At 41.1% G+C, this 23,272-nt stretch carries 26 protein-coding genes; 7 read left to right on the top strand and 19 right to left on the bottom strand.

Annotation, left to right across the window (positions count from 1 at the left end):
• Positions 1–29 precede the first annotated feature (29 nt).
• From plsX to OEV42_15690, 5 genes are all read right to left on the bottom strand, one after another.
• Entirely contained in the window at positions 30–1,070 is a 1,041-nt protein-coding gene (plsX, locus tag OEV42_15710; GenBank protein MDH3975724.1) for a phosphate acyltransferase PlsX, read from the bottom strand.
• A 12-nt stretch (positions 1,071–1,082) separates the two neighbouring features.
• A complete protein-coding gene (rpmF, locus tag OEV42_15705) occupies positions 1,083–1,262 on the bottom strand; it encodes a 50S ribosomal protein L32 (GenBank protein MDH3975723.1) in 180 nt (59 codons plus the stop codon).
• A 34-nt stretch (positions 1,263–1,296) separates the two neighbouring features.
• Complete coding sequence (locus OEV42_15700; protein MDH3975722.1) at positions 1,297–1,815, bottom strand: DUF177 domain-containing protein; 519 nt, start codon at positions 1,813–1,815, stop codon at positions 1,297–1,299.
• A gap of 81 nt (positions 1,816–1,896) precedes the next feature.
• Complete coding sequence (locus OEV42_15695) at positions 1,897–2,661, bottom strand: slipin family protein (protein MDH3975721.1); 765 nt, start codon at positions 2,659–2,661, stop codon at positions 1,897–1,899.
• 105 nt (positions 2,662–2,766) lie between these two features.
• Entirely contained in the window at positions 2,767–3,351 is a 585-nt protein-coding gene (locus OEV42_15690; protein ID MDH3975720.1) for a chorismate pyruvate-lyase family protein, read from the bottom strand.
• A gap of 231 nt (positions 3,352–3,582) precedes the next feature.
• Here OEV42_15690 and rimO point away from each other — a divergent pair, with 231 nt between their 5' ends.
• Together rimO and OEV42_15680 are read left to right on the top strand one after the other, a co-directional pair.
• Complete coding sequence (rimO, locus tag OEV42_15685) at positions 3,583–4,956, top strand: 30S ribosomal protein S12 methylthiotransferase RimO (protein ID MDH3975719.1); 1,374 nt, start codon at positions 3,583–3,585, stop codon at positions 4,954–4,956.
• 230 nt (positions 4,957–5,186) lie between these two features.
• A complete protein-coding gene (locus OEV42_15680; GenBank protein ID MDH3975718.1) occupies positions 5,187–5,789 on the top strand; it encodes a UbiX family flavin prenyltransferase in 603 nt (200 codons plus the stop codon).
• Positions 5,790–6,029: 240 nt separating this feature from the next.
• Here OEV42_15680 and OEV42_15675 read toward each other — a convergent pair whose 3' ends face one another.
• The 12 genes from OEV42_15675 to OEV42_15620 all read right to left on the bottom strand — a co-directional run bounded on the left by OEV42_15675 (position 6,030) and on the right by OEV42_15620 (position 17,083).
• Positions 6,030–7,046, bottom strand: a complete 1,017-nt coding sequence (locus OEV42_15675) for a TIR domain-containing protein (protein MDH3975717.1) — start codon at positions 7,044–7,046, stop codon at positions 6,030–6,032.
• Between the two features lie 245 nt (positions 7,047–7,291).
• Positions 7,292–7,582: a hypothetical protein gene (locus OEV42_15670; GenBank protein ID MDH3975716.1), complete on the bottom strand. Its 291-nt coding sequence runs from the start codon at positions 7,580–7,582 to the stop codon at positions 7,292–7,294.
• Positions 7,583–7,870: 288 nt separating this feature from the next.
• Entirely contained in the window at positions 7,871–8,059 is a 189-nt protein-coding gene (locus OEV42_15665; GenBank protein ID MDH3975715.1) for a hypothetical protein, read from the bottom strand.
• A 65-nt stretch (positions 8,060–8,124) separates the two neighbouring features.
• Entirely contained in the window at positions 8,125–10,548 is a 2,424-nt protein-coding gene (gene ppsA, locus OEV42_15660) for a phosphoenolpyruvate synthase (GenBank protein ID MDH3975714.1), read from the bottom strand.
• Between the two features lie 325 nt (positions 10,549–10,873).
• Positions 10,874–11,137, bottom strand: coding sequence for a transcriptional regulator (locus OEV42_15655; GenBank protein ID MDH3975713.1), 264 nt, complete (start codon positions 11,135–11,137; stop codon positions 10,874–10,876).
• Between the two features lie 355 nt (positions 11,138–11,492).
• Positions 11,493–12,464, bottom strand: coding sequence for a class I SAM-dependent methyltransferase (locus tag OEV42_15650; GenBank protein MDH3975712.1), 972 nt, complete (start codon positions 12,462–12,464; stop codon positions 11,493–11,495).
• Between the two features lie 104 nt (positions 12,465–12,568).
• A complete protein-coding gene (locus OEV42_15645; GenBank protein ID MDH3975711.1) occupies positions 12,569–12,970 on the bottom strand; it encodes a hypothetical protein in 402 nt (133 codons plus the stop codon).
• Positions 12,971–13,073: 103 nt separating this feature from the next.
• A complete protein-coding gene (locus OEV42_15640) occupies positions 13,074–13,538 on the bottom strand; it encodes a hypothetical protein (protein ID MDH3975710.1) in 465 nt (154 codons plus the stop codon).
• 747 nt (positions 13,539–14,285) lie between these two features.
• Complete coding sequence (locus OEV42_15635; GenBank protein ID MDH3975709.1) at positions 14,286–14,726, bottom strand: hypothetical protein; 441 nt, start codon at positions 14,724–14,726, stop codon at positions 14,286–14,288.
• 154 nt (positions 14,727–14,880) lie between these two features.
• Complete coding sequence (locus tag OEV42_15630; protein MDH3975708.1) at positions 14,881–15,828, bottom strand: hypothetical protein; 948 nt, start codon at positions 15,826–15,828, stop codon at positions 14,881–14,883.
• A gap of 179 nt (positions 15,829–16,007) precedes the next feature.
• On the bottom strand, positions 16,008–16,655 hold the full coding sequence (locus OEV42_15625; protein ID MDH3975707.1) for a hypothetical protein: 648 nt from the start codon (positions 16,653–16,655) through the stop codon (positions 16,008–16,010).
• 23 nt (positions 16,656–16,678) lie between these two features.
• On the bottom strand, positions 16,679–17,083 hold the full coding sequence (locus OEV42_15620; protein ID MDH3975706.1) for a helix-turn-helix domain-containing protein: 405 nt from the start codon (positions 17,081–17,083) through the stop codon (positions 16,679–16,681).
• A 316-nt stretch (positions 17,084–17,399) separates the two neighbouring features.
• Here OEV42_15620 and OEV42_15615 point away from each other — a divergent pair, with 316 nt between their 5' ends.
• Complete coding sequence (locus OEV42_15615; protein MDH3975705.1) at positions 17,400–17,747, top strand: hypothetical protein; 348 nt, start codon at positions 17,400–17,402, stop codon at positions 17,745–17,747.
• Between the two features lie 395 nt (positions 17,748–18,142).
• Here the strand turns inward: OEV42_15615 and OEV42_15610 are convergent, their stop codons facing one another.
• Positions 18,143–18,727, bottom strand: coding sequence for a Crp/Fnr family transcriptional regulator (locus OEV42_15610; GenBank protein MDH3975704.1), 585 nt, complete (start codon positions 18,725–18,727; stop codon positions 18,143–18,145).
• A gap of 68 nt (positions 18,728–18,795) precedes the next feature.
• Here OEV42_15610 and OEV42_15605 point away from each other — a divergent pair, with 68 nt between their 5' ends.
• The 4 genes from OEV42_15605 (at position 18,796) to OEV42_15590 (ending at position 21,056) form a co-directional block, all read left to right on the top strand.
• The gene (locus OEV42_15605; GenBank protein ID MDH3975703.1) at positions 18,796–19,512 is read left to right on the top strand and encodes an SDR family NAD(P)-dependent oxidoreductase; all 717 of its coding nucleotides are present in this window, start codon (positions 18,796–18,798) and stop codon (positions 19,510–19,512) included.
• Between the two features lie 80 nt (positions 19,513–19,592).
• A complete protein-coding gene (locus OEV42_15600) occupies positions 19,593–19,967 on the top strand; it encodes a DUF2141 domain-containing protein (GenBank protein MDH3975702.1) in 375 nt (124 codons plus the stop codon).
• An 8-nt stretch (positions 19,968–19,975) separates the two neighbouring features.
• Positions 19,976–20,638 carry a VTT domain-containing protein gene (locus tag OEV42_15595; GenBank protein ID MDH3975701.1) on the top strand — a complete coding sequence of 221 codons (663 nt, stop codon included), beginning with the start codon at positions 19,976–19,978 and terminating at the stop codon, positions 20,636–20,638.
• A 229-nt stretch (positions 20,639–20,867) separates the two neighbouring features.
• A complete protein-coding gene (locus tag OEV42_15590) occupies positions 20,868–21,056 on the top strand; it encodes a hypothetical protein (protein ID MDH3975700.1) in 189 nt (62 codons plus the stop codon).
• 230 nt (positions 21,057–21,286) lie between these two features.
• Here the strand turns inward: OEV42_15590 and OEV42_15585 are convergent, their stop codons facing one another.
• Positions 21,287–23,152 carry a phosphoethanolamine transferase gene (locus OEV42_15585; protein MDH3975699.1) on the bottom strand — a complete coding sequence of 622 codons (1,866 nt, stop codon included), beginning with the start codon at positions 23,150–23,152 and terminating at the stop codon, positions 21,287–21,289.
• Between the last annotated feature and the right edge of the window lie 120 nt (positions 23,153–23,272).

Below are 23,272 nucleotides of genomic sequence, written 5' to 3'. Positions count from 1 at the left end.
AAGAGGCAATCTATTTTTCAACAAATTCATTATTGCGAAGAAGCCTTCAATTGCTGCTGTGAATTCATCTCACCAAGATCAACTTTATCCTCAAACTCTTCAAGAAGGTGCTTATTGACCCTGTTCCTGACAAACTCGGAAGCAACCCTTATGGCATTCTTTATTGCATTGGCATTGGAACCGCCATGACTTATGAAACCGACTCCATTGATACCGAGGAGCGGCGCTCCACCATATTCGGAATAGTCGACCTTCTTTTTAAATGTTTTGAAACTCCCACGTGCAAGGAGATAACCGATCTTGGACAGAAAACTTTTCTTAAGCTCTTCCTTGAGCATGCGCCCTATAGCCTCGGCCAATCCCTCGCTGGTCTTCAAAAAGATATTTCCTACAAATCCATCACAGGTAACGACATCTACTTCACCACTATAAATATCGCGGCCTTCAATATAACCGGCATAATTTAGGGCGCTTTTTTTCAGTATGCCATGTGTCTCCCTGGTGAGATCATTCCCCTTTTCCTCTTCCTCACCATTGCTCAAGAGACCTACTTTCGGCCTCTCTACACCAAGAACATACCTGGCATAAACTTCACCCATAACGGCAAACTGAACAAGATGATCAGGTTTGCAATCTACATTGGCACCAACATCAAGCACCACAGATTGCCCTTTAAGGGTCGGCACAACAGTAGCTATTGCCGGCCTGTCGACACCTTTGAGCTTCCTCAAAACAAACATGCCTGTTGCCATGGCGGCACCGGAGTTACCGGCACTTACAACAGCATCTGCCTCACCACACTTAACGAGATCAAATGCGACCCGAATAGAGGAATCTTTCTTCTTCCTGAGTGCAACAGAGGGAGATTCATGCATTCCCACAACTTGCGATGCACTTTTTACTGTAATGGGCAAGTCCTGGGCTCCCCTCTTTGCCAGTTCGGCTTCGAGTATTTCCCGGTCACCGACAAGAATTATGGAAACATCATATTCTCTTGCCGCCCTAACAGCACCATCTATTTCAACCTGGGGTGCATTATCGCTCCCCATAGCATCCAAGGCTATTTTCATAAAAGGAATGGCCTATTCTTCGGAAGCAAGTACCTTCCTGCCGTTGTAGAAGCCGCAGCCAGGACAAGCCCTGTGCGACAATCTCGGTTCACCACATTCAGGGCAGTTAACAACATTAGGAGTCGTCAGTGCGTGATGACTCCTTCTCTTTCTCTTTCTCTCTTTTGAAACTTTTCTCTTTGGTACAGCCATATCAAACCTACTCTATCTCTTATTTTTTATCAAATCAGATCTTCAATCCTTTAAGAACGGAAAATCTCTCATCCACATCTTTACGGGAACAACCACAGGCCCCTTCATTCAAATTAGCGCCACAAACAGAACAAAGCCCCTTACAATCATCCCGACAAAGGGGATTAAAAGGAACGAGCATCAAAGTCTCTTCATCAAGGATCTCTTTGATATCGATCTTTTCACCGTCATAGTAATCCCTGTCATCATCAGGGTCAACACTCTCAACATCTGCGCATTCAGGATACAGAACAAGCTTGCTGGTTCCATTTATCGGATAATCGAAATCTGCAAGACATCGGGAACAAACAACCTGAACAGAGCCTTCAATCCGAACATTGATAAAAAGCGTCCGCTCTTTTTTCGAGATATCGAATATTCCACCGGCAGGTTCTTTAAACTTTAGAATATGAGATGAACTTTCGCCCAAAAAGCGATTCAGATCTTCCCCGGATTCTTTCAGTTCAACACGAAGACTACCATCATCAGGTATCTCATTAAGGGTAATTTTCAAAGGTGCCCCTCCCGAACGAAAGAGTAATTATTAAAAATTGGGCCTGAAAAAGTCAAGCAAAATCTTCTTATACGCCAGCACTTACCCCCCCTTTCCGGATTCACTTTTCCCCAGGAAAGGCGTTAGAAGATCGATAGGGATGGGAAATAAAACGGTAGAGTTGTTTTCGGCAGCCACTTCAGAGAGGGTTTGCAGGTATCTGAGCTGGAGTGCTTTCGGACTCCTGTCGATGACTTGAGCCGCTTCGGAGAGCTTATAGGAGGCCTGAAGTTCTCCTTCGGCATGAATAATTTTTGCGCGCCTTTCTCTTTCAGCTTCCGCCTGTTTAGCCATAGAACGTTGCATCTCCAGCGGGAGGTCGATATGCTTTACCTCGACGGTAGACACCTTGACCCCCCAGGGATCAGTCATTTTATCGAGAATTTCCTGTAATTTTTTATTTACAGCATCCCTTTCCGACAAGAGTTCATCCAGTTCTGCCTCTCCACAGACACTTCTCAGCGTGGTCTGGGCAAGCTGGGATGTGGCATAAAGAAAATCTTCTACCTCGATAATAGCCTTTGTCGGTTTAATAACCCTGAAATAAATAACGGCATTGACCTTGATGGAAACATTATCCCTGGTAATCACATCCTGGCCGGGCACATCCATGGTAACGGTTCTTAGATCTACCTTGACCATCCTGTCGATAAAAGGAATGATCCAGCGAAGGCCCGGTCCCTTTGTATTTGAAAGCCGGCCGAGCCTGAAAATAACACCACGTTCATATTCATTGAGGATCCTGATACCAAGAATAATAAAGACAATTATTACAATAAAAGGTGTCGCCATAAACTGTACAGCCATAGTAGACCTCCTTCAATTAAAGTTAGGGGTATAGTTATTTGATAGCAGATAAAGGAGGCATCTGCAAGACTTGCATTTTTATGAGGGGGGAAAAGGGAAAGAAATTTACATATCGATGAGATCAGGGTTAAAGAGCTCGAATATGACGCCATTGAGACCACTATCAGTGTTTAAACGGTAATAGCGGGCCCAAAGATCATTTTCTGTATTAATACCAAGGCGCCCGGCAATTTTTTCGCTCCTTACAATGCCCATATGACAATCATCTCTCAGCGTCTTTATCTTATCGTCTCTCAACATTCTGCCGAGAGGCTGGCTTACGCCCTGAATGGACTCAAGAGAACAATTGCCATCATCAGAAAAAAGAATGGAATGCGCATAAATGAGAGGCCGCTTGCCGTCAGTGAGCCAGGCTTCCCTTGCAAGGGCCTTACGTCCTTCACTATCGACGATATTGAGGCCTGCCGCAGAAGCAATAATTTCCTGCCTTTCAATGGACATGGAAACCTTTGAAAGAAGGAGCGATTCCAGCATCTGGGTCATGGAACCGTCTGAAGTGAGAAGCATTCTCGCCACAGGCGAGAGGGGATTGGTAAGATGATGATCGGCAAATTCCTTTACATGAAACCAGGCATTTTGAACAGGCTTTATATCATATAAAAAATTGCTTTTTTCAATGTAGTTAAGCACGGCGTCCTTTCCCTTAAAAATGAAGCATAGAAATGGGTTAATCTATCTCATAGTGAACTTTTTAGTCAAGAATAAATCCCATCAATTTTCAATTTAAGCGCACTAATGTGATGTCATTTCTTTCATTCTGACAAGCGCATATGAAATCTTGAGCCCTTGATTAAATTGACAGTTTTGCCCTCTCTCTGCTACTATCGTGGGAAAATATCATCATGGAAAGAGCAGTTGAGCATGAGTTTACAGCACAGCTGCTCTTTCCACGTTATAAGGATCAACTTGGAAAAGATTGCAATGGTCAGCCTTGGATGTCCCAAAAACAGGGTTGACTCTGAAGTCATACTGGGGCTCCTCGGCGACAAAGGTTACGAACTGACGGAAAACCCCGCCTCAGCGGAAATCATCATTATCAATACCTGTACCTTTATTCAAAAGGCGACGGAAGAATCTGTCAACGCAATTCTTGAATACGCCTCTTATAAAGAATCAGGCATATGCAGACTCCTCGTCGTAGCCGGATGCCTTACCCAGAGATACCAGGAGGAACTGAAGGAAGAACTCCCCGAAGTCGATCTCTTTGTCGGTACAGGTGAGTACCAGCGTATCACCGATCTCGTTGTGGAAACAAAAAAGGGTGAAACCGTCGTTGCAACAGGTATCCCCGAATACATTCACGACCATACGACGCCAAGGATTTCCACCACACCTTTTTATTCATCCTACATTAAAATTGCCGAAGGCTGCTCCAATCCATGCACCTTCTGCATTATACCAAGGTTGAGGGGAGATTTCAGGAGCCGGAATGAGGCTTCCATCGTGGAGGAGATAAAAAACTTCGCCTCAAATGGCGTCAAGGAATTCAACCTCGTTGCCCAGGATACGACGGCTTACGGCAGAGACCTGCCGGAATCGACAACACTTAAAAATCTTCTTGAAAAGATCACTGCCATCGATACAGTCAACTGGGTCAGGCTGCTCTACTGCTACCCTACCCTTTTAAACGAGGAACTGGTCAATTTCATTGCCAAAGAAGAGAAAATCGTAAAATATATCGACTTGCCGCTCCAGCATATTGACGACAAAGTCCTTAAGGGGATGAAGCGGGGAACGAGGGAAAAGATGATCCGTGATCTTGTGGCCCGTTTGAGATCAACCATTCCCGACGTAACGCTAAGAAGCGCCTTTATTGTCGGTTTTCCCGGAGAAGGGCAAAAGGAATTTGAAAACCTTTTATCCTTTATCGAAGAGACAAGGTTCGACCATCTCGGTGTTTTTACCTATTCGCAGGAAGAAGGAACCATAGCCGGCTCCATGCCCGACCAGGTCGATGAAGAGGTAAAGGAGGAGCGTTACAACAGGATCATGGAGCTGCAGCAACGCATATCTCTTGAAAAAAACAGGGAACATGTAGGCAAAAAAACAAAAGTTCTCATTGAAGGTTTGAGTGAGGAAACGGATCTTTTATTACAGGGAAGAGCCGCTTTTCAGGCCCCGGAAATAGACGGTATTACCTACATTAACGAAGGTACCGCGTCCACCGGGGAGATGAGGGAAGTCCTTATTACCGAAGCCCATCCCTATGATCTGGTAGGCAAAATAATCGACTAGAAACCTTAATTTTGTATAATAATTTATCCCCTCTCCCTTGATGGGAGAGGGCCAGGGTGAGGGTGAAAAGCTTAAAAACAACCCATATCTTTCCCCCTCCCCTCAATCCCTTTATGCCCTGTGGGTGCTCCCACCAAGGGAGAGGAAGTACCTACTCTCAGGCAAAACCAATAAGCTCTATCTACAAAGTGCGGGAATAATATAGTTTTTTTAAAAAGAGGAAAGTATCTATGAAAAATGACGCCATAACCGTTGCCATTACAGGCGCCAGCGGTTCTATCTATGCCATCAGACTGGTTGAGGCCCTCCTGAAATATAATAAAAAAGTAAATCTTCTCATTACGGAAGCCGGTTTTCTTGTCATGAATGAAGAGACGGGCTTTAACTGGCGTGGCGACAAAAACAGGGTTAATGAGCAGATAAGAGCCCATTTCAGAGCTGGCGAAGAACTCATCTATTACGATAATTCCAACTTTTATTCCCCTCTTGCCAGCGGTTCTTCAGGCCGCGGTACTATGATTATCTGCCCCTGTTCTATGGGAACGCTGGGCCGCATTGCCAGTGGTATTTCAGGAAATCTTCTTGAAAGAGCAGCCGATGTCGTCCTTAAAGAGCGGGGAAATCTCATCATCGTTGCACGTGAAACGCCCCTCAATGACATTCACCTGGAAAACATGCTCAAACTCTCCCGCATGGATGCCCGCATCGTTCCCGCCATGCCCGCCTTCTACCAGAAACCGGAAACGATAGAAGATCTCGTTGATTTTGTCGTGGGAAAGGTTCTCGATCAGGTAGGGGTGGAGCATGATCTTTTCAAGAGGTGGGGGAGCTGATTTTTTGTAGGGTGGGTTAAGCTCCATTTCAGATGCCCGTTAAATACTCAAATAACGTTTTTCCCAGAGTTTCCCACACTATGAATCTAACCCACCAGTTTTTACCATAGGATGTAAACACGATTGGTGGTTTTGATTTAACTTCAGCATATACATAGAAAACAATCTTTTTTGAAAAGAGCGGTTATCGGCAGAATAAAAACCTAATCCACCCAACGTTTGCTATATATTTAGTAAAAATTATAAATCTTTCACAATTTGCGAACACGCATTAATTATTTTTTTTTCATCACTTTCCCTACAATCAATGTAATTTAATGATGACATGTACGTTGGAAGATTTGCGTTTTGAATATAAATTGGAATCAATGTATTCTCATTCCTATTTCTTCCCCGAAGCCAGGCCATATTAAATTCTTCTTGGCAAATTTTAGAATCCAAATAAGATGGTGAATAAAGAGAAATTACTTTTTTACAATTATCCAACGCCTTAAATACCTCTATTTGCCATGATTGGCCTATTTTTATTTCTTGTCGATCGAGAAAAAAGTTGATTTCATTATTTAAATCAGAAATATTTTTTCGTATTATCTCCATTTCCTCTACATTTTCATGAGCATAGCTGATAAAAAAATCATATTGATATTCAACAACTTCATTTTGAAATCCCTTCTCTTTTTTTATTCGATCAAATATTTGTTTTGCATGATCAGTATCTTCATCCGAATAGCTGACTATCTTTAATTTTTTTATGGGATATCCTAAAGATAACCATTTAATTGATGCATCGAGAAGCGGAGGCAGTACATCAGCAACTGAGTAACCTTGACTCCCTGCCGCAACTATTGGTAATGCAACAGAATTAGCGCCACCCATATCTGCTAAAATTGGAGAAAGTGCTCTAAAAATATCACCAACAACTTCAGGTGGCTTACCTCTATAGTAGGGCTCAAAACACAATATCCTGTCAAATTCAATACCTTTATTTTTTGCTTTGATTTCTTGTGATAGCCAGCATGAAAAATGCTTGCGTAAATCAATAGCTCTGTCATCAGCTAACTCGTCAACTGATACACCTTTCCAATGCAACGCTCCAATAAGGGAACCAGGTACAGGCGAATAATCTTTAGGAAATGCTGAGACGACTAGTATATCCACATGATCTTCAGGAGATAATTTCGTTAGGTCTCCCTGATACAATTCAATTAATTTTTGACCCTTTAAATCACCTATTTTTATAGAATCAAATAAATTCATCTCACACCCCCTCTTTGAAAAATTTGTAAAATGAAAACTGGAAGTTGAAAAAAATCGTAAAGATATACGAAAACGAAACAAATCCGCAGGGGGTATAAGCCTGCACCATACGCCTTATGATACATTCGCCCTTGTTCTCCGGCTTGAAACACCTTAACACCACATACGACAATAAACCAGTAGAAACAAAGTTGTCTCTTCATAAACATCCGGCGCAATAACCGGAGTGCTTTAGCTCATAACAGTTAATAGCCTTCGATTGTACATTTCAGATTTGCATGTTTTGCCGCACCAAATATACCTGGGAATAAAGTTAAATAATTTATGTTCATCCAATTCAACTGCTTCAATATTTTCGGACGTAGATCATTGTCGATATGCAGCTTAAGAATTACAAGTTTTTTATTTTTTTCTGTAAAATTATTTCTTACCCAATCCTCAATTTCGATATTTATATCTGTTGATGTAAATAAACCAGATTGGTTAAGTAGTCGTTGATTATCATCTGTGTAAGGTTCAGTAAAAGATATCGGCACATTAGGCCGTTTTAATTTTTTACACTTTTCCTCAATTCTTTTTCGGTTTAATACAAATAATACCCGTGTATCAGTTCTATCTTCTACTGCACCTTCCTCTGCAAATGCAAAGAAAAGTCCAACGTATGGTGATTTGGTCCAGTCAAGTAAAGGTGTATATAAACCAAAGTGTTGTCCAAGCGACCAATATTCATCGTCGCTTAGAGATTGAGGATCAATCCCTCTTCGACCAATTGTTGCACTCTTAAAATATTTGAGATGCGCAGCTGCATCTATGGTAACAACAGATTATTGTATATGGCGGGTTATGGTAGACTCAAGTTTCCAATCATTTCTTCTATGCCCATGGAATATATAGCCTTCTTTCCTATCTAATAGTTTGTTCACCATTACATCGGCAATACTTTCGAATGAATCAAGCTTTGTTTCAACAATACCATTTCGATTGTCGAATTCGGGCCATACTTTTAGTTTCATTTTACGACCATTCCTATTTTGCTTAACAACTTTATTTTCATAAGCCCTCCCAACCTCCCCTTACCTTAAGAGGAGGAGCTTAAACGTCCCCCCTCCTTCTCCAACTCCAGCACCTTCAACGTCACCTTCATAACCGAATCGGGATTCAAAGAAATAGACTCAATCCCCTCTTTTACAAGAAACTCTGCAAATTCAGGATAATCGCTGGGAGCCTGGCCGCAGATACCGCTATGGCGGCCGTTTCTCCTGGCACCTTCAATGGCCATTGAAATCATTCTCATGACGCCACTGTCACGTTCATCAAAAATATGGGCTACCAGTTCCGAGTCACGATCCACACCAAGGGTAAGCTGTGTCAGATCGTTAGAGCCGATGGAGAATCCATCAAATATACGGCTAAAACCATCCACTTCCATGACATTATTCGGTATCTCGCACATAACATAGACCTTGAGATCATTTTCACCACGGACGAGGCCATTTTTCGCCATTTCCTGAATCACCTTCTCCCCTTCTTCCACTGTCCGGCAGAAAGGAATCATAATGATCAGGTTGCCAAGCCCCATGTCATTGCGAACTTTTTTCATGGCCCTGCACTCAAGGGCAAAGCCCTCCCGGTATCTCTCGTCATAATAACGCGAGGCCCCCCTGAAACCGATCATGGGATTCTCCTCGCCCGGTTCGAAATAGCTCCCGCCGATAAGACTTGCATATTCATTGGTCTTGAAGTCACTCATCCTGACAATGACAGGTCTTGGATAAAAAGCGGCGGCAATGGTGCCCACCCCTTCAGCCAGCTTTTCAACAAAAAAATCCGACCTTTTCTCATAACCAAAAGTTAATTCCTCTATATGAACCTTCTCTTTTTCATCAGTCACCTTTTCAGGATGAACAAGGGCCATGGGATGAATTTTAATAAAGGAGTTGATAATAAACTCCATACGGGCAAGACCAACACCGTCACAGGGAATCATGGATAGGGAAAAGGCAAGCTCGGGGTCTCCCAGATTCATCATGATCTTCGTTTTCGGACGTTTGAGTTCACCGAGGTGCAGTTCTTCCACATGAAAAGGAAGCTCCCCTTCGTACAAGAGTCCCTCGTCCCCCTCGGCGCAACTTACCGTAACGGTCGTTCCCAACTTTACCTGCTCTGTGGCATCTCCCGTCCCCACAAGAGCCGGGATTCCCAGCTCTCTGCTCACGATAGCGGCATGACAGGTTCGCCCTCCCCTGTTGGTGACAATGGCCGCCGCCCGCTTCATAACAGGTTCCCAGTCGGGTGTCGTCGTATCAGCAACAAGCACCTCACCATCATTAAAACGGGAAAGGTGGGCCACATCGGGAATAATATGCGCCTTCCCGACAGCTATTTTTTCCCCTACCGCCCGCCCTCTTGCCAGAACAGGCCCTCTCTCTTCCAGGTGATAGGTTTCAAGAACGTCGAGCGCTTTCTGAGACTGCACCGTTTCAGGCCGTGCCTGAACAATAAAAAGTTCTCCACTTTCACCGTCCTTGGCCCATTCAATATCCATGGGGCGATGAACACGGGCCTTTTGGGAATAATGGTCCTCAATTGTTACAGCATAGCGGGCAAGTTCCAGCGCTTCATCATCGGTGAGGCAAAGGCGGTTGCGCTCTGCTTTGGGCACTTCCACATTTCGTGTGAGTAGCTTGGAGTCGCCCCGGCCATAGATCATTTTGATCTTCTTTTCACCGGTCTTCTTCCTGATAAGGGGACGCTTACCTTCTTTCAGGGTTGGTTTAAAAACATAATATTCATCGGGATTGACAGCCCCCTGGACAATGTTTTCACCAAGACCGTAAGTAGCGGTAATAAAGACAACATCACGAAATCCCGTCTCCGTATCGAGTGTAAACATGACGCCGCTTGTGGCCATGTCTGAACGAACCATTTTCATAATGCCGATGGAGAGTGCCACCTTGAAATGGTCAAAGCCGTTGTCGATACGGTAGGAAATGGCCCTGTCCGTAAAGAGAGAGGCAAAACACTTACTGCAGGCCTCCCTCAGGGAATGATAACCCCGAATGTTGAGGTAAGTTTCCTGCTGGCCTGCAAAGGACGCTGTCGGCAGATCCTCCGCCGTGGCCGAACTTCTGACGGCAACATCCGTATTATGTCCGTATTCATCGCAAAGTTGATGGTAGGCCTCTTTGATCTCCTGCCAGAGGTCGTGAGGTATACCACCACCAAGAATGAGGTCACGGGCCTTTTTCCCGCGATGAGCCAGATCGGACAGGTTTGATTTATCGAGACCCGACATGGCCTCTTTCAATTCCTCCCCCATACGGGCAGAGGCTATCAAATGCCGGTAAGCCTCAGCCCTTACGGCAAATCCATTGGGAATCCTCACCCCCTTTTCGCCAAGTTCACGGTACATCTCGCCAAGAGAAGCGTTCTTGCCGCCGACGGTAGGGACATCATCAATGGTAATGTCTTTAAACCATTTTATGTATTGACCACCCTGCATAGGATACGACCTGTCATATTTAAGAACTTTATAAAGTATATCAGAAGGGATAGGGCTATCAAGGAGGAGTATGAATTGTTGCAGTTTTGCAGATACTCTGTTCCCTGTCATCCCCGAGCGCCTCTATCGGGGATATGGTTTTGCTTATACTACTTCATCAAATCACAAGATAAATCCTGTCGCTAGGGATTATACTTTTCAACCAAAACCGGATTCCCGATTAAACCTTCGGGAATGACAAAAGAGTGGATTGGAGAGGATAGTTTTATGGGGTGGGTTTGATGTAGCTTTGGCATATTCATATAAAAAAATTAATTCGAAATATTCACACTTTTCTATATTTTTGTTTTGGGCTTTTAGGGCTTTGGGGATCTTTCATAACAATTAAACCTTGATTCAAAGCGGGCTTAAGGTAGTTTTTTCTAAAAGTCGGCTGATGAGATAAACCCAGTTTATTCATCATCTCATCCCTGCTTAACCAATTGTCATTCATGATAGCTAATAGTTTTTCTACTTGATCGCTTACATAGTCGCCTGCATAGTCGCTTTGTTGAATATTTTGATCCAAAACAGCTTTAATTGATAACATTTCATATCATACAAAATAGTATGATAAAATCTAAAGCTATATCCTGAAAGTAAAGGGATAATATTTTTATCGATTCAGTAATTTTTAAATCTTTTTTTCTTTGACAGGATTTACAGGATTAACCGGATTTTAAAACCTCTTTGACTCTTAAAATGTAAATAAACCAGGACGCAGAGAACGCAGATTTTTGGTAGGGTGGGTTAAGCTCCCTTCAGCTATCCCTTTAATGCTGAAAAAAAGTTATTTTTTTAAGATTCTCACAGGATGAAGCTAACCCACCACTTTTGAGGCTGTCGGTAATGAGGATTGGTGGCTTTGATGTCCCAGTGCATTTGCCTTATGTATATTTAGAAATTCAAGTTTTACGGACTCTCACAAACAAATTAACACCGGAAGGTTCACGTTCTATACGGATCGAATTTGTCTTACAACCGGCCTGCTCTGCCAACGTAAACAACTTGCTTTCAGTTCTATGATGTAGAAACCATTCCCCAAACTCCATGTAATCTCGGGATGGATTTGTTTCTGAAAAGTTTCCAATTACAAGCTCCCCTCCAGGGGATACGGTTCGAATTAGCGAACGAAACAGGAAAAGGAACTGCTTATCTTCAAGATAATCAAAAAGACCAGCAGACCAAACTAAATCATATCTTTTATCTGACAGAAATCTAAATACATTTTGACAATAATAGGTCACCTTTCCACCATTGAGTATGTTTTTTGAATACTCGATTGCCCTTTTATCCATATCGAGACAATCAAATTGTATTTTCGTTAATGGATTTTGTTGCTGATACTCCAATACATCGCGGCAGGGACCGCTGCCGATGTTTAAGACACGTGGATAATTGGCAGACCTCTCAATGTCCGATAGTAATTCTTTGAAATACTCTTTCCGGTTTCTCACTGCTATTGGTGCTTTTTGCCAATGAAAGAACTTATCCCAATTCATCAAGTTTTCCTTGGGGGAACACCACTCTGTATATATTTTATCAATTACCTCAAAATCTCCAGCATACCCATAAGGTTTATTTACAACGAACCCCTGCATCGTATTTGCTGAAAATGCATCACCGAAAGCACCCCACATTTCCCTTATTTGATCGCGTGTGATCATGTTTGCTCTCATCTGAGCCCCAACGGTTTGAAACCACTGATTGAGCTCTTCATATTGATCCGCTTTAGGCCCCCCGCTTTTAACCAACGATATGATGTATTCCTCTTGTTGCCCCACCTTAACACTCCTTTCGCACATAATATTGAAACTCCAGCCAACTAAAACCGCGCCTCGGTCCTGGATTGGCTGGAGCGACTTGATACTATTCATGGCCCCTCCTTTGAAAAGGGCAAATTTCCTGGTAAGCTAACCTACTTTTGATGCTGAAGGAATTAGCTGTCGGAAAAAGGGGGCGTAATCTACGTTATGCTTGCTCATTCTTGCTTCGAAAACTTTCCTGATTCAGTCAAAACTGACTCTATTTTATGAATTGCCGTCTGATTATTACTTGCCAGTATAAATATGCAATCCCATACATCAACCGAAATCTGAAACCTCCCTATTTCACTATTCATGTGATATAGCATTTCGTCATTCATCCAAAAATCTTCTTTCTTCTCCAATTTGGCACCAATTGAAGACAAAGACATTTTTAAATCTTCTATCATTTCCTCAGTTCCTGAGGCTTTAATAAATTCTATTAGAAGCTCTTCCGATCCATAACCTTTTCTAACCTTGAATGTATACATACTATTTTTGTGAATAGTTTTGGGTAAAGCTTTAGCGAAACCCAACATTACCTTGTCTATTTTTTTGTCTTGGGTTTCATTCTTCAATCGTACGGCGGATGACGCAAGCTTATCCGCCCTACTGTGCTATTTTCCCCGAAAACTTAATAATGCAGATATGACCCTCTATTTTTTTGTGCCATCAGCCAACTTATCTATTTAAACGATATAGAACTACAGGAACATCAAAATTCCTGATTATTTCATCAAGCTTATCATGATCGAGCTCTGTGTAAAAACCAGACAGCACTCTTTCTGAAGAAATATAGCCTGATACCAAAGCAAGCTCTCTATAGCTCCAGCCACCATAAGGTCCAGTATACTCTTTTTGAAATTGGAAAAATCTGTGAGTTGTAAAACTGGATAACATACTGTACTTCATCTCTATTGGCTTATCGTTTATAGTTATTTCATAGCCATTTTTATGAAATGAAATATATATCTTGGGAGATATCCCTTCCTTTGTTTTCCATTCACCCCAAAAACGACTAGGTGTAAATTTATCAGGCTTATCCAATTCTTTGCTTACTACATCTCCAAAAAAAAAGCAAAGAATCAACAAAATAATCAGTTGTACCTGTAAAACTTTATTGTTTATATTCCTTACTTTAATCATTATGTGTATCTCCTACTAATATCGATTTTTTCTATCAGTTTTGTAGGGTGGGTTAAGCTCCCTTCAGCTACCCCTTTAATGTTGAAATAAAGTTATTTTTAGAGCTTATCACACTATGACGCTAACCCACCACTTTTGAGGCTGTCGGTAATGAGGATTGGTGGGGTTGATGTAGCTTTGGCATATTCATATAAAAAAATTAATTCAAGGCATTAGCTAGCGGTAGAATGGGACGTAACCCGCCCTGCGCTTGCTTGCTGCAATAGCCAGCTCAAAGCAGCTTCGATCAATAACGGTCGCTGTCCCTTTTTTCACAGATTTTTGGTAGGATGGGTTAAGCTCCTTTTCAGCTATCCCTTTAATGCTGAAATAAAGTTATTTTAGAGCTTCTCACACTATGAAGCTAACCCACCACTTTTGATGCTGTCGGGAAACAGGGTTGGTGGGTTTGATACAGCTTTGGCATGTTCATATATAAAAATTAATTTGAGGAATTAGCTATCGGCAGAATGGGACGTAATCCGCCCTTGCTGCTCAATACCGGTTACTGTTCCTATTTTCCCATCTAAAGTCAATAGACAAGTCTGGCCCACTTTTTCACAGGCCTTTTTCAAGGCCTTTTCCTTTAACTTTCAACTACTTAGCTAGGTCCGACCCTATCACATTTCCCCAGGCCTTTGTCAAGGCCTTTTCCTTTAATTTTCAACTACTTAGCTAGGTCCGACCCTATCACATTTACTTTGCTGGTTATGTGATGCTTAATATTTTCTCAATTCTTTCAATAGCAACTAGACGAGGTTCTTTATTATGAAGACTAAAAGCAGTAGAAGCGTATTGACTAAAGTAGGGCTTTTCACCATGTTTGCCATGTGCGTGATAAGTGCGCCAAGCTTCCATGAATTTAATGCTTTTGCGTTTACTGAGAAGCCTATTGAAATTCAAGACGGAAGTGTGATGTTTTTGAAAAGCCGATTCGAGGATTTCAACAATTTCAAGGGAGATGTCACGAGGCGGATGTTTGATAATGGAAAGTTCATCCCCGAAAGCGACTTGAAGTTGAGTCCTAGCATCGGCAAGATTGTTAAGCCTATTATTTCGAAAAGCAACAAAGCCAACAAAGGCAATAGACAGAATACCGCCGATAATTGTAAAAAAATATTGCTCAATCGTTGCTATAAAGATATTCATAATTAATTTATGATTGGTAGTGGTTACATTTTATAGGCATTCATAGTATTTTCACTGTTTTCAAGAAGCAAATAACGAAAAAAATCAGAGGCGCCGTTAGGCGTCCGGCTTGAATGACGGTTATATTCGTTTTTGCAATGCGCAAGCTCAGGAATTACTTATCCAAAACCTTTCCAAAGCGAAACAAATCTGCTGGCTCACGGATTTCTAGCCCTTCTAAAAACCTTTTTTTGAATTTTACGTGAGGTGAATTATATGGTGCCGGAGAATACTCTAAAAACTTATGGTTTTCATCGGTTAATGCAAATTTTTCTTTCTTTTTTACTTTTAAATAATCATTAGGATCAAGAGCAATTATCAAGATGCCAACCTTGAATCTTTCTGCATAATGTTTTAAATCTGGAGGAATTTTATTTACATGGCCTTCAGAATGAACGAAAGCAAAATAAGACCTGTTCGAGAAAATTGTATGTGCTATTGCTTCGAAAATATTTTGTTCCCAATTGTCTAACGTCAATTTAGCTTCTATCGTTGTTATTTCAACCTCCGTTGCACCAAACAGATTGTCGATTTTTAAGCCTACTAAATCTGGATTGGCCCATCTCCCTTCTTTTTTATGCTTACGATTAGCTGAAATATCGGATACTCTTTCATTGTCGATTTGAAACAGCCATTTTTCAAGAAAAGGATATAGATCTTTCTCCAAAAGATAACCTTTTTCTTTGGCTTCTTTCTGTTCTTCTTGTTCCTGTTCAATTGATTGTTGATCACTTTCTTTTGCTTTGATTGTAGATTCTTCTATTTTTTCAAAAAGACGGTCAATATAATAACCTTGCCTTTTACCCTCACAATTAATTTTAGAGTCAGCTGAGTTTGAAGCTATAGAAAGGTAGACAATAAAGGAGCTTTGGGGGATGTTGGGTAGTAAGTCATTTCCCTCTTTTAATTTTATATATTCTTCATATAGTTGCCCACCTGCAAGTGCTTTACTTGGATTAAATATTTTTTTCTGATTTAAAATATATTCAGAAAGCAACGCCACTTGCTTGGGTCTGTCTCGCTGAATGTCACTTATTTCATTATTTAATTCTTCAAAATTCACTTTGACCTCCCGTAAAAATTAAAGTTTTTTCATGGTTTTGTCAAATATAACGCCCCAGCTCAGGGGCTTGCGAGTTAAGGGCAAAGCCTCTGGATTAAATTAAAGATTTTAAAAGCCGACATATTCAAATCAAACGCCGTGTCAGCAAGTCCCATTGCAGCGCTTTGTTATAGGACTTATCAAATCTCGTTCCAAGCTTTGATAATTTTTTGTACATTTTTTTTACTAAAGCCCTGATGAACGGCCTTGCTCAGTTGGTCTTCTATATCAGCTGTCGATGGTTTAAAGTCAGTCATATTTCTGCTTATGCTTCCGATTACAGCTATTGTAGATAAATCTTCTGACAACAATGTTGCTATCTCTTCATCCTTCGGAATGGGAGAATTTAGCCTTTTTCTTTGTGCCAAAAAAGGAACTCTTTCGATGTGCGAGAGTGATTGCGCTCTCTCAAGAAGGTCTTTTCCTTCAGGGAGCACTTCATTAAGATGGTTCATCAAATTTTCCTCAACGTTTTCCAGAGAAGGAACTTTTTCCCAAGCGTCACCTCCTATTGATGCCGCTTCTTCGATTAAAGTCTGTAAATCCTGAAGTAGGTCAGAAATTTTACTTACTTCGACTTCTTCCAAATTTGAAGTTCTCTCTGCGAAGTTAGATAATTTATTATTAAAGTTATCTTGTTCTTCTCTGTCTCTTTGGCGAGCTTCCTCTATTTCTTGTTCTGATGCACTTCTTCTTTCTATCGGAAATAGAACATTTTCGCACCTCCGTTGAAGGTGTCGCTCAAAGCAACCTGGGCATTTACTCCATTTCTTTTTACGAAAAAACATATTTTCTCCTATAACAAATAGCGTTACTTTCTTTTCTGTGCTTCTTTCATAAAACTAAGTTTAAAACTCTCATAAGCCTTCTGAACATCATCATCTTTCAAGACGCTTACATAAGTGCCGAGCATACCGACAAGGCCCAGTTGGCTGTCTTCCGGCAGGGCATGAAAGAGGTCAACAAGTTTTTCATCAACTATCGGTGTTTCACCACAGCTAACGTATTTAGGAGAAACTTCCTCCCCTGTCAGAAGCCAGTTAATTGAAACACCTAAAGCATCCGATATTTTAATGAGATGATCAGCCCTGGGAACAACGCCTTGATTGAAAATTCTGTTGATTGCACCTAAGGTAAGGCCTATTGACAAGCCCCAAGGTGTAGGCTTCCGATTGCCAAGCTTCTCTAATACTCTATCTCTAAATGTCTTTTCCATAAAATTCTTTCTATCTAAAGCGATATTTATATTGACTTTGCATATCGCTTTAGATATATTTCTTTTTAAGCAGTCTCTTAAGAAACTACAGTTATAACAACTTCAAGATTGTCATTCCCGCATTGTTTTAGCGGGAATCCAGGTTTTAAAAAAAATGGATGCCCGATTAATAACTTCGGGCATGACAAATGTTAAATCACCGATAAATGTTGATTAACTCAGCTAATAAAGCAATTTTCGATTCTATCTCACAGGCCTCATGGGGTCAATGGATAAATATATCAAAAATTCAGGGATAATATAAGGAGGTGGCAAAATGATGAAGTATTTTAAGAAAAGAGTGGCGGCCCATGAAAAGGGGGAACAAGACTTTATCTTGCTTTCTGATTACGACGTGCTGGGAGAAGACCTGGCTATTATTGCGGCAATCTGTGACCAATTTACCCTTTATACGCACATCTTGACTTATCATCCCAACCCTAAAGAACATCAGAGAATTGACATCGCTATCAGTACCTTATGGGGATTGGGTCAGGGGATTATAAATATGATTGAAGAACTGCAGGCAAAGTGTGAGGTTCTCGATGAAAAGTTTCATCTCCGCATAAAGGAAGAATATAAAAAGAAATTAGCCACAGAGGACACTGAGAACACAGAGAGTTAAAGGGACAGGGATTTTAAAAAGATTATTTCGCGCAGAGACGCAGGGGCGCTGAGAAAGAGAGATTTAAGGAGTTTGGGCCGCTTCGCGGAAGGGCAAAAGATTTTTTAACCACGGATAGAGCCGGAAGCACACGGAAAAGAGAAGAGTAGAAAAAGATTATATCGCGCAGAGTCGCGGGGGCGCAGGGAGAAAACAAAATTTATGGCCGCTTCGCGGAAGAACAAAAAAATTTTAGGGCCTTATGATTTGGCTTTTAAATTTTGCCCCCTGCTGCGACTCCCCCCCCTTTTTTCTCCAACTCCAACACCTTCAAAGTCACCCTCATGACTGAATCGGGATTTAAAGAAATAGACTCTATCCCCTCCTTTACAAGAAACTCTGTAAATTCAGGGTAATCACTGGGGGCCTGCCCCGGTCTGACGGTGTTTTATACGGCTTAATGCAATTGGTGTAATGCCCAGATAACGGGCAAGATCCTGCTGGGCGATACGTTCCGTCAGTTCGGGATAATCAGTCATAAACTTGTGATAACGTGCCTCCACAGAGAGGCACAGAAACTCATACTCTCGTGTCTCTTTTTTTAAAGCAAGTTCACGAAAGAAGTTGATTGCAAATTGCTGCGCCTCAGGACTCTCTTCAACCAGTGATTCAAGTGCGCTGTAAGGTAGTATCTGCAGGCAGGATTCTTCAATACAGAGGGCGGAAAAAGTGGAACCGCCCCTATTCAGTTGACTCACCAGCGAGCCAAAGAGATCGCCTTCCTGAATGAAGGACTTAATCAGCTCTTTGCCTTCCCAGGTATAGTAAACCAGCTTAATCAGGCCTGAACGCAGAATATAGAGATTACTTATCAAGTCACCTTGAGAGAAAACCACATCACCTTTTGCGTGCCGGACTTCACTCATGCAACTGTTCAACTTTTTTTTCTGCGCCTCCGTCAGGGGCAGGTCAAGCAGACTGCCTGAATTATTTTTTTCCATAAAGTTAACCCCGGTTAATTATTTCCTTCACTGCATCCTTTAGACTAACACACTAAAGGAGGGAAATAATGAAACTTGAAAAGCGCACTATTCTTATTACGGGCGGCAGTTCCGGTATCGGCCGATGCCTGGCCGAAGAACTGGTTCAAGCCGGAAACAGGATTATTATAGCTTCACGTTCAGCACAAAGCAACAGACCGGAGATGATCGCTCTCACCTGTGACCTGACAGAGCAAACATCGGTAACAGAGCTGGTTGCTAGACTCAAAAAGGAAGACTTAAATCCGGACATCCTCATTAACAACGCAGCCATTCAATGCACACCAAAATTTATCGAAGGGAACTTTGATTTCCATTCAATAGAAAAAGAGATTACGGTAAATTTCACCGCTGTCGCCTGGTTAACAAGCCTGCTGTTGCCTCTATTGATGCGGCACAAACCGAGCGCCATCGTTAACATCTCATCGGGCCTTGCTCTTTATCCCAAAAGCAGCTCGGCCATCTATTGCGCCACCAAGGCCGCCCTGCACAGCTTTTCACAGTCACTGCGTTATCAGCTCGAAGAGACGGTTGTTTCAGTTCATGAAGTAATTTTACCCCTCGTTGACACGCCCATGACCGAGGGTCGCGGATCAGGAAAAATTTCAGCCAAAGCAGCAGCAGGGGCAATCATTGACGGCTTAAAAAGAGATAAAGAGGAAATCTATGTTGGCAAGGCAAAATGGCTCCCCCTGCTTTCGCGAATATCACCGGCCATAGCGCAAAATATTCTTAAAAAACATTAGGAGCAAAAATGATTTGCAGAACCATTCTAATAGTCTTGATCATATTTAGTTCAAGCGCCCTTTACGCGGAGGATTCATCCATGTCTGAGACAGCATTCGAAGTCACCATAAAAAACATCAAGAAAGAGCGGGGCGGACAGCTTATCGTCTTTCTATTCTATGAAGAGGGATTTCCAAAAAACCACGAGAAATCAAAAGAAAGATTTATATTTCAACCGACTGCCGCCCAGATAAAAGTTGAGATACAGGTCCCGCAGGATAAACGATTTGCGCTAAAAGTTCTTCATGACGAAAACAAAGATGGAAAGGTAACAAAAAACTGGACCGGTTTTATTCCCCGTGACGGTATGGGTTTTTCCAATGGCGCGCGAATTCGATTTGGACCACCGGCATTTGATAAGGCGCACATCACATATAAGAAGCAACCGCAAACAATCACCATGAAATATTTTTGAGGTATGACATGAAATTACTGATATTCACTGCTTTAACGCTTGCCACCTTTTTTGCTTCCACCTTTTTGATACTGAACTCCTTAGAGATTGTCACAGTCAATGATATTAAAAATGTATTACACTATATCAGTGAGGTTTCACCCTGGTCGCTGAGCTTTATTGTGGTGGCCTTTCTATTTGCCGATCTCTTTATCGCCATACCGACGCTAACCGTTTCTATCATTGCCGGTTATTTTTTGGGTTTTGCTTACGGCTTTTTTTCTGTCACTGCGGGACTGTTAATTGCGGGGTATAGCGGATACTTTATCAGCAGGAAAGTGGGGCCCCGGCTGCTTCATCGAATAGCGGAAAAAAGGAAAGTAGATGAAATGCAGCAACTGTTTCAACGACATGGACTTTTTATGTTGCTCATTTGCCGCGCTACACCTATTCTACCGGAAGTGACTGCATGTTTAAGCGGTTTAAGCGGCATGTCTCTCTCCATTTTCACCATCGGCTGGAGCCTTAACAGCTTAACCTACGCAGCTATCGCTACCTATGCCGGTTCTGTCAGCACCATAGAGAATCCCATGCCGGCAATTTATACGGCAATTGGTGTAAGTGGCGTATCAGGGCTGGGCTGGTATTTCTTTATAGGGCGGCAGAGAAAATCCGAAGAGGGTTTAATGTGATTGTTAGCTCCGAAAGGTGGAACTTCAATCCTGTTAGGGCTTTCTTAATAGTCTCCATCTGGAAACGATGGTGGATCAAACTTTGTTTTCAATTTTGGGAAGGATTTACTGGATTTTTTAACCCCTTTTTACCCCTGCAAGAGACTGAACTACAGCAAAATAACATAGTTGCTTGACAACACAAAAACACAGTGGTACAACATCATAAAAACATAGAAGAAAGACATTTATGACAAAATCGGCTGAAAGGCTCGCAGCTTCACTTGAAGTATTGCAAAAGGCGCAGGACGATGGAATTGCTCGTTCATCTGATATAAGCAGAACACATCGTGAACGTCTCATTGGCAACGGTTTTTTGAGTGAGGTTGTGAAAGGATGGCTCGTCGTCACACAAGAAGGGGTCAGACTTGACTATTGACTTTCCCATCTCTTTGATAAAGAATTTATCACTTCTTCAACTTCCTTTTCCAGCTCTTTTTTCTCTTTCAGATGCCTTGTAATGATAGATGGGTCTTTTCCTATAAAGGTGGCAATTTCACTTCCTTTATATCCATATTCATTTGATACAATACTGAATGAGCGCAGCGAATACGCAAAAGAAACAACGCCGTAATTTATCCGTGTTAATTAACCTTGTTATACGCTTTGTTAAAGATGAAACGGCGATTTGTAAGGCAATAGAATTGTTTTAACCCGCTCATCATTATAGTAGCTCTTTTCATACAGTTTTGTATTAAGGTCATAATCATATAATTTTACTGACAAATCCCATGTGTGATATACAATTTCGTCAGCCAATAATGGTTCCAGGTAATCTTTAACAAACGGATATAATCTATTGTCAAATGAGACAGCTGAGAGTCTTTGAATAACACTTTGCTCAGATATGCTTTTGGCCAACTCTTCCATTTCATTTATTTTATTTTCATCAAAATACTTCATAATTATTTTTGTTGGCAAATAGTACGAAATATGCCAGCCTTCTTCATTGAAATTGCTAAATAAACTTCCGCTTGTTTCAGATTCAATTATTAATTTCTCTTTAAGCGAATACTGACTGTCTAAATAATTCAACCTATCTAGTACTTGTTTATAGTTTTCTTGAGTAAGATTTTTTAAATCCATCCATATTTTTTCTATTTCTAAAGAAGGGATTGAGTTAAATAATTGCTCAAATGACATCCCGCTCATATCACCATGGTTATGTCCAACCACAAAATGATCCTGACCATCAACACCATATAGCACATCTATCTCAAATGCTCTATACCCATTGGACCAGGAATCCATTAGTTTTCCAATTGAATTAACTCTATGCGGTATAACTCGCAAGGCAAGCTTATTATCCTTTAAACTTTTGATATTTATTGTCTGCTGAAAAAGGTAATTAGACTTACTGGTGTATAGGATTTCTCCATGCATTGTATAGGCGTTATGCTTTTCGAGGAAATACTGTGGTGATGCCAAATCATTGACCGCTTGATATCTTTCAGTATCAATATTGAACACACCAACTAAAGTATCGTAGATATCATCGTTGGAAAAAAGTGCATTTTCATGACCCTTAAGTGCGCTGTATTTATCTTGATATCTAGATTTATATTGCTCAGAAAACCACATAATTAATGGAATTCGCGTCATATCATATGTGAAATTTGCTGCATTATGCCCTAATTTCCCAAAAACGTCATCAGCATGATCAGAAAAATACAACAACCCATTAACACCATTTTTATTTTCTAATGACTTTATTATTGAACTAACTACATGATCATTATATAAAACACTGTTGTCATAGCAGTTAATGTTTTTATTTATATTTTTTGATATAGCTAGTTTTCCAAATTCTGAGATGGCCAGTTCTCCAGAAAACCTCCGATACTTATCTGGATATCTTGAGCAATAATCTCCATGACTCCCCATTAAGTGAACAAAAATAACTCTGCTATGCTTACTATCTTTAGACAGAATCTTATCAATTTCACTGATTACGGCACCATCGTACTCTTGTGTTGTAGTTCGCTTACCCATTGAGCGGTTTAACGCTACCAAGTGATCGGTTTGGTGAGCAATTACGGAAACAAGATTATCCCATACACCATGAAGAACTTGGTTTGTAACCCAGTATGTATCTATATTCGCTTTGTTCAAAATATTGATAATTGAAAGTGAATTATAATAATTATTTTTGTTGTGCTGATTAGCTTCCGTGAGAGAGAGGGATAACACAGACGTTGTATGTGTGTGAGCCGAGAAAACATTATTGAATTTTAATAACCCGCCATTTTCATCTATCTTTGTTAGAAATGGTGTTGTATCTCTCATATAACCATAAAGCCCCATATGTTTTTTATTAAGAGATTCACCAATTACGACAATATATGTTTCACCTACTTCTGCTTTTCCCGCTTCGAATTTTATTTTGTTACTTTTTAGTTTTTCTTGTGTTTCATTAAACAGTGCAAGTTCTTCCCAGTATTCTTTTACTGCATTTCCTGCAAAACTGTATAACAATTAGCGTTTTATCTGTAGTGCCAGCGGCATTAACAGATAAAATGAGGTTGAACTTAGCCGCTGGATTTAATGTTACATCTATACTCTATCTCTATGGGGATTGCAAACAGATTTTAGCTT

The organism is Deltaproteobacteria bacterium, assembly GCA_029860075.1.
GTDB lineage: Bacteria > Desulfobacterota > JADFVX01 > JADFVX01 > JADFVX01 > JAOUBX01.
Note: the sequence above shows the minus strand (reverse complement) of the source record. Positions and strands in the feature narration are given on the sequence as shown.

Bases quoted from the DNA above. Each gene is read 5' to 3' on its own strand.
- plsX (MDH3975724.1), bottom strand. From the start codon at position 1,070: ATGAAAATAGCCTTGGATGCTATGGGGAGCGATAATGCACCCCAGGTT.
- OEV42_15615 (MDH3975705.1), top strand. From the start codon at position 17,400: ATGATGAAGTATTTTAAGAAAAGAGTGGCGGCCCATGAAAAGGGGGAA.
- OEV42_15590 (MDH3975700.1), top strand. From the start codon at position 20,868: ATGACAAAATCGGCTGAAAGGCTCGCAGCTTCACTTGAAGTATTGCAA.
- OEV42_15625 (MDH3975707.1), bottom strand. From the start codon at position 16,655: ATGTTTTTTCGTAAAAAGAAATGGAGTAAATGCCCAGGTTGCTTTGAG.
- OEV42_15675 (MDH3975717.1), bottom strand. From the start codon at position 7,046: ATGAATTTATTTGATTCTATAAAAATAGGTGATTTAAAGGGTCAAAAA.
- OEV42_15635 (MDH3975709.1), bottom strand. From the start codon at position 14,726: ATGAATATCTTTATAGCAACGATTGAGCAATATTTTTTTACAATTATC.
- ppsA (MDH3975714.1), bottom strand. From the start codon at position 10,548: ATGCAGGGTGGTCAATACATAAAATGGTTTAAAGACATTACCATTGAT.
- OEV42_15600 (MDH3975702.1), top strand. From the start codon at position 19,593: ATGTCTGAGACAGCATTCGAAGTCACCATAAAAAACATCAAGAAAGAG.
- OEV42_15695 (MDH3975721.1), bottom strand. From the start codon at position 2,661: ATGGCTGTACAGTTTATGGCGACACCTTTTATTGTAATAATTGTCTTT.
- OEV42_15610 (MDH3975704.1), bottom strand. From the start codon at position 18,727: ATGGAAAAAAATAATTCAGGCAGTCTGCTTGACCTGCCCCTGACGGAG.
- OEV42_15605 (MDH3975703.1), top strand. From the start codon at position 18,796: ATGAAACTTGAAAAGCGCACTATTCTTATTACGGGCGGCAGTTCCGGT.
- OEV42_15620 (MDH3975706.1), bottom strand. From the start codon at position 17,083: ATGGAAAAGACATTTAGAGATAGAGTATTAGAGAAGCTTGGCAATCGG.
- OEV42_15650 (MDH3975712.1), bottom strand. From the start codon at position 12,464: ATGAATAGTATCAAGTCGCTCCAGCCAATCCAGGACCGAGGCGCGGTT.
- OEV42_15655 (MDH3975713.1), bottom strand. From the start codon at position 11,137: ATGTTATCAATTAAAGCTGTTTTGGATCAAAATATTCAACAAAGCGAC.
- OEV42_15595 (MDH3975701.1), top strand. From the start codon at position 19,976: ATGAAATTACTGATATTCACTGCTTTAACGCTTGCCACCTTTTTTGCT.
- rimO (MDH3975719.1), top strand. From the start codon at position 3,583: ATGAGTTTACAGCACAGCTGCTCTTTCCACGTTATAAGGATCAACTTG.
- OEV42_15640 (MDH3975710.1), bottom strand. From the start codon at position 13,538: ATGATTAAAGTAAGGAATATAAACAATAAAGTTTTACAGGTACAACTG.
- rpmF (MDH3975723.1), bottom strand. From the start codon at position 1,262: ATGGCTGTACCAAAGAGAAAAGTTTCAAAAGAGAGAAAGAGAAAGAGA.
- OEV42_15665 (MDH3975715.1), bottom strand. From the start codon at position 8,059: ATGAAACTAAAAGTATGGCCCGAATTCGACAATCGAAATGGTATTGTT.
- OEV42_15680 (MDH3975718.1), top strand. From the start codon at position 5,187: ATGAAAAATGACGCCATAACCGTTGCCATTACAGGCGCCAGCGGTTCT.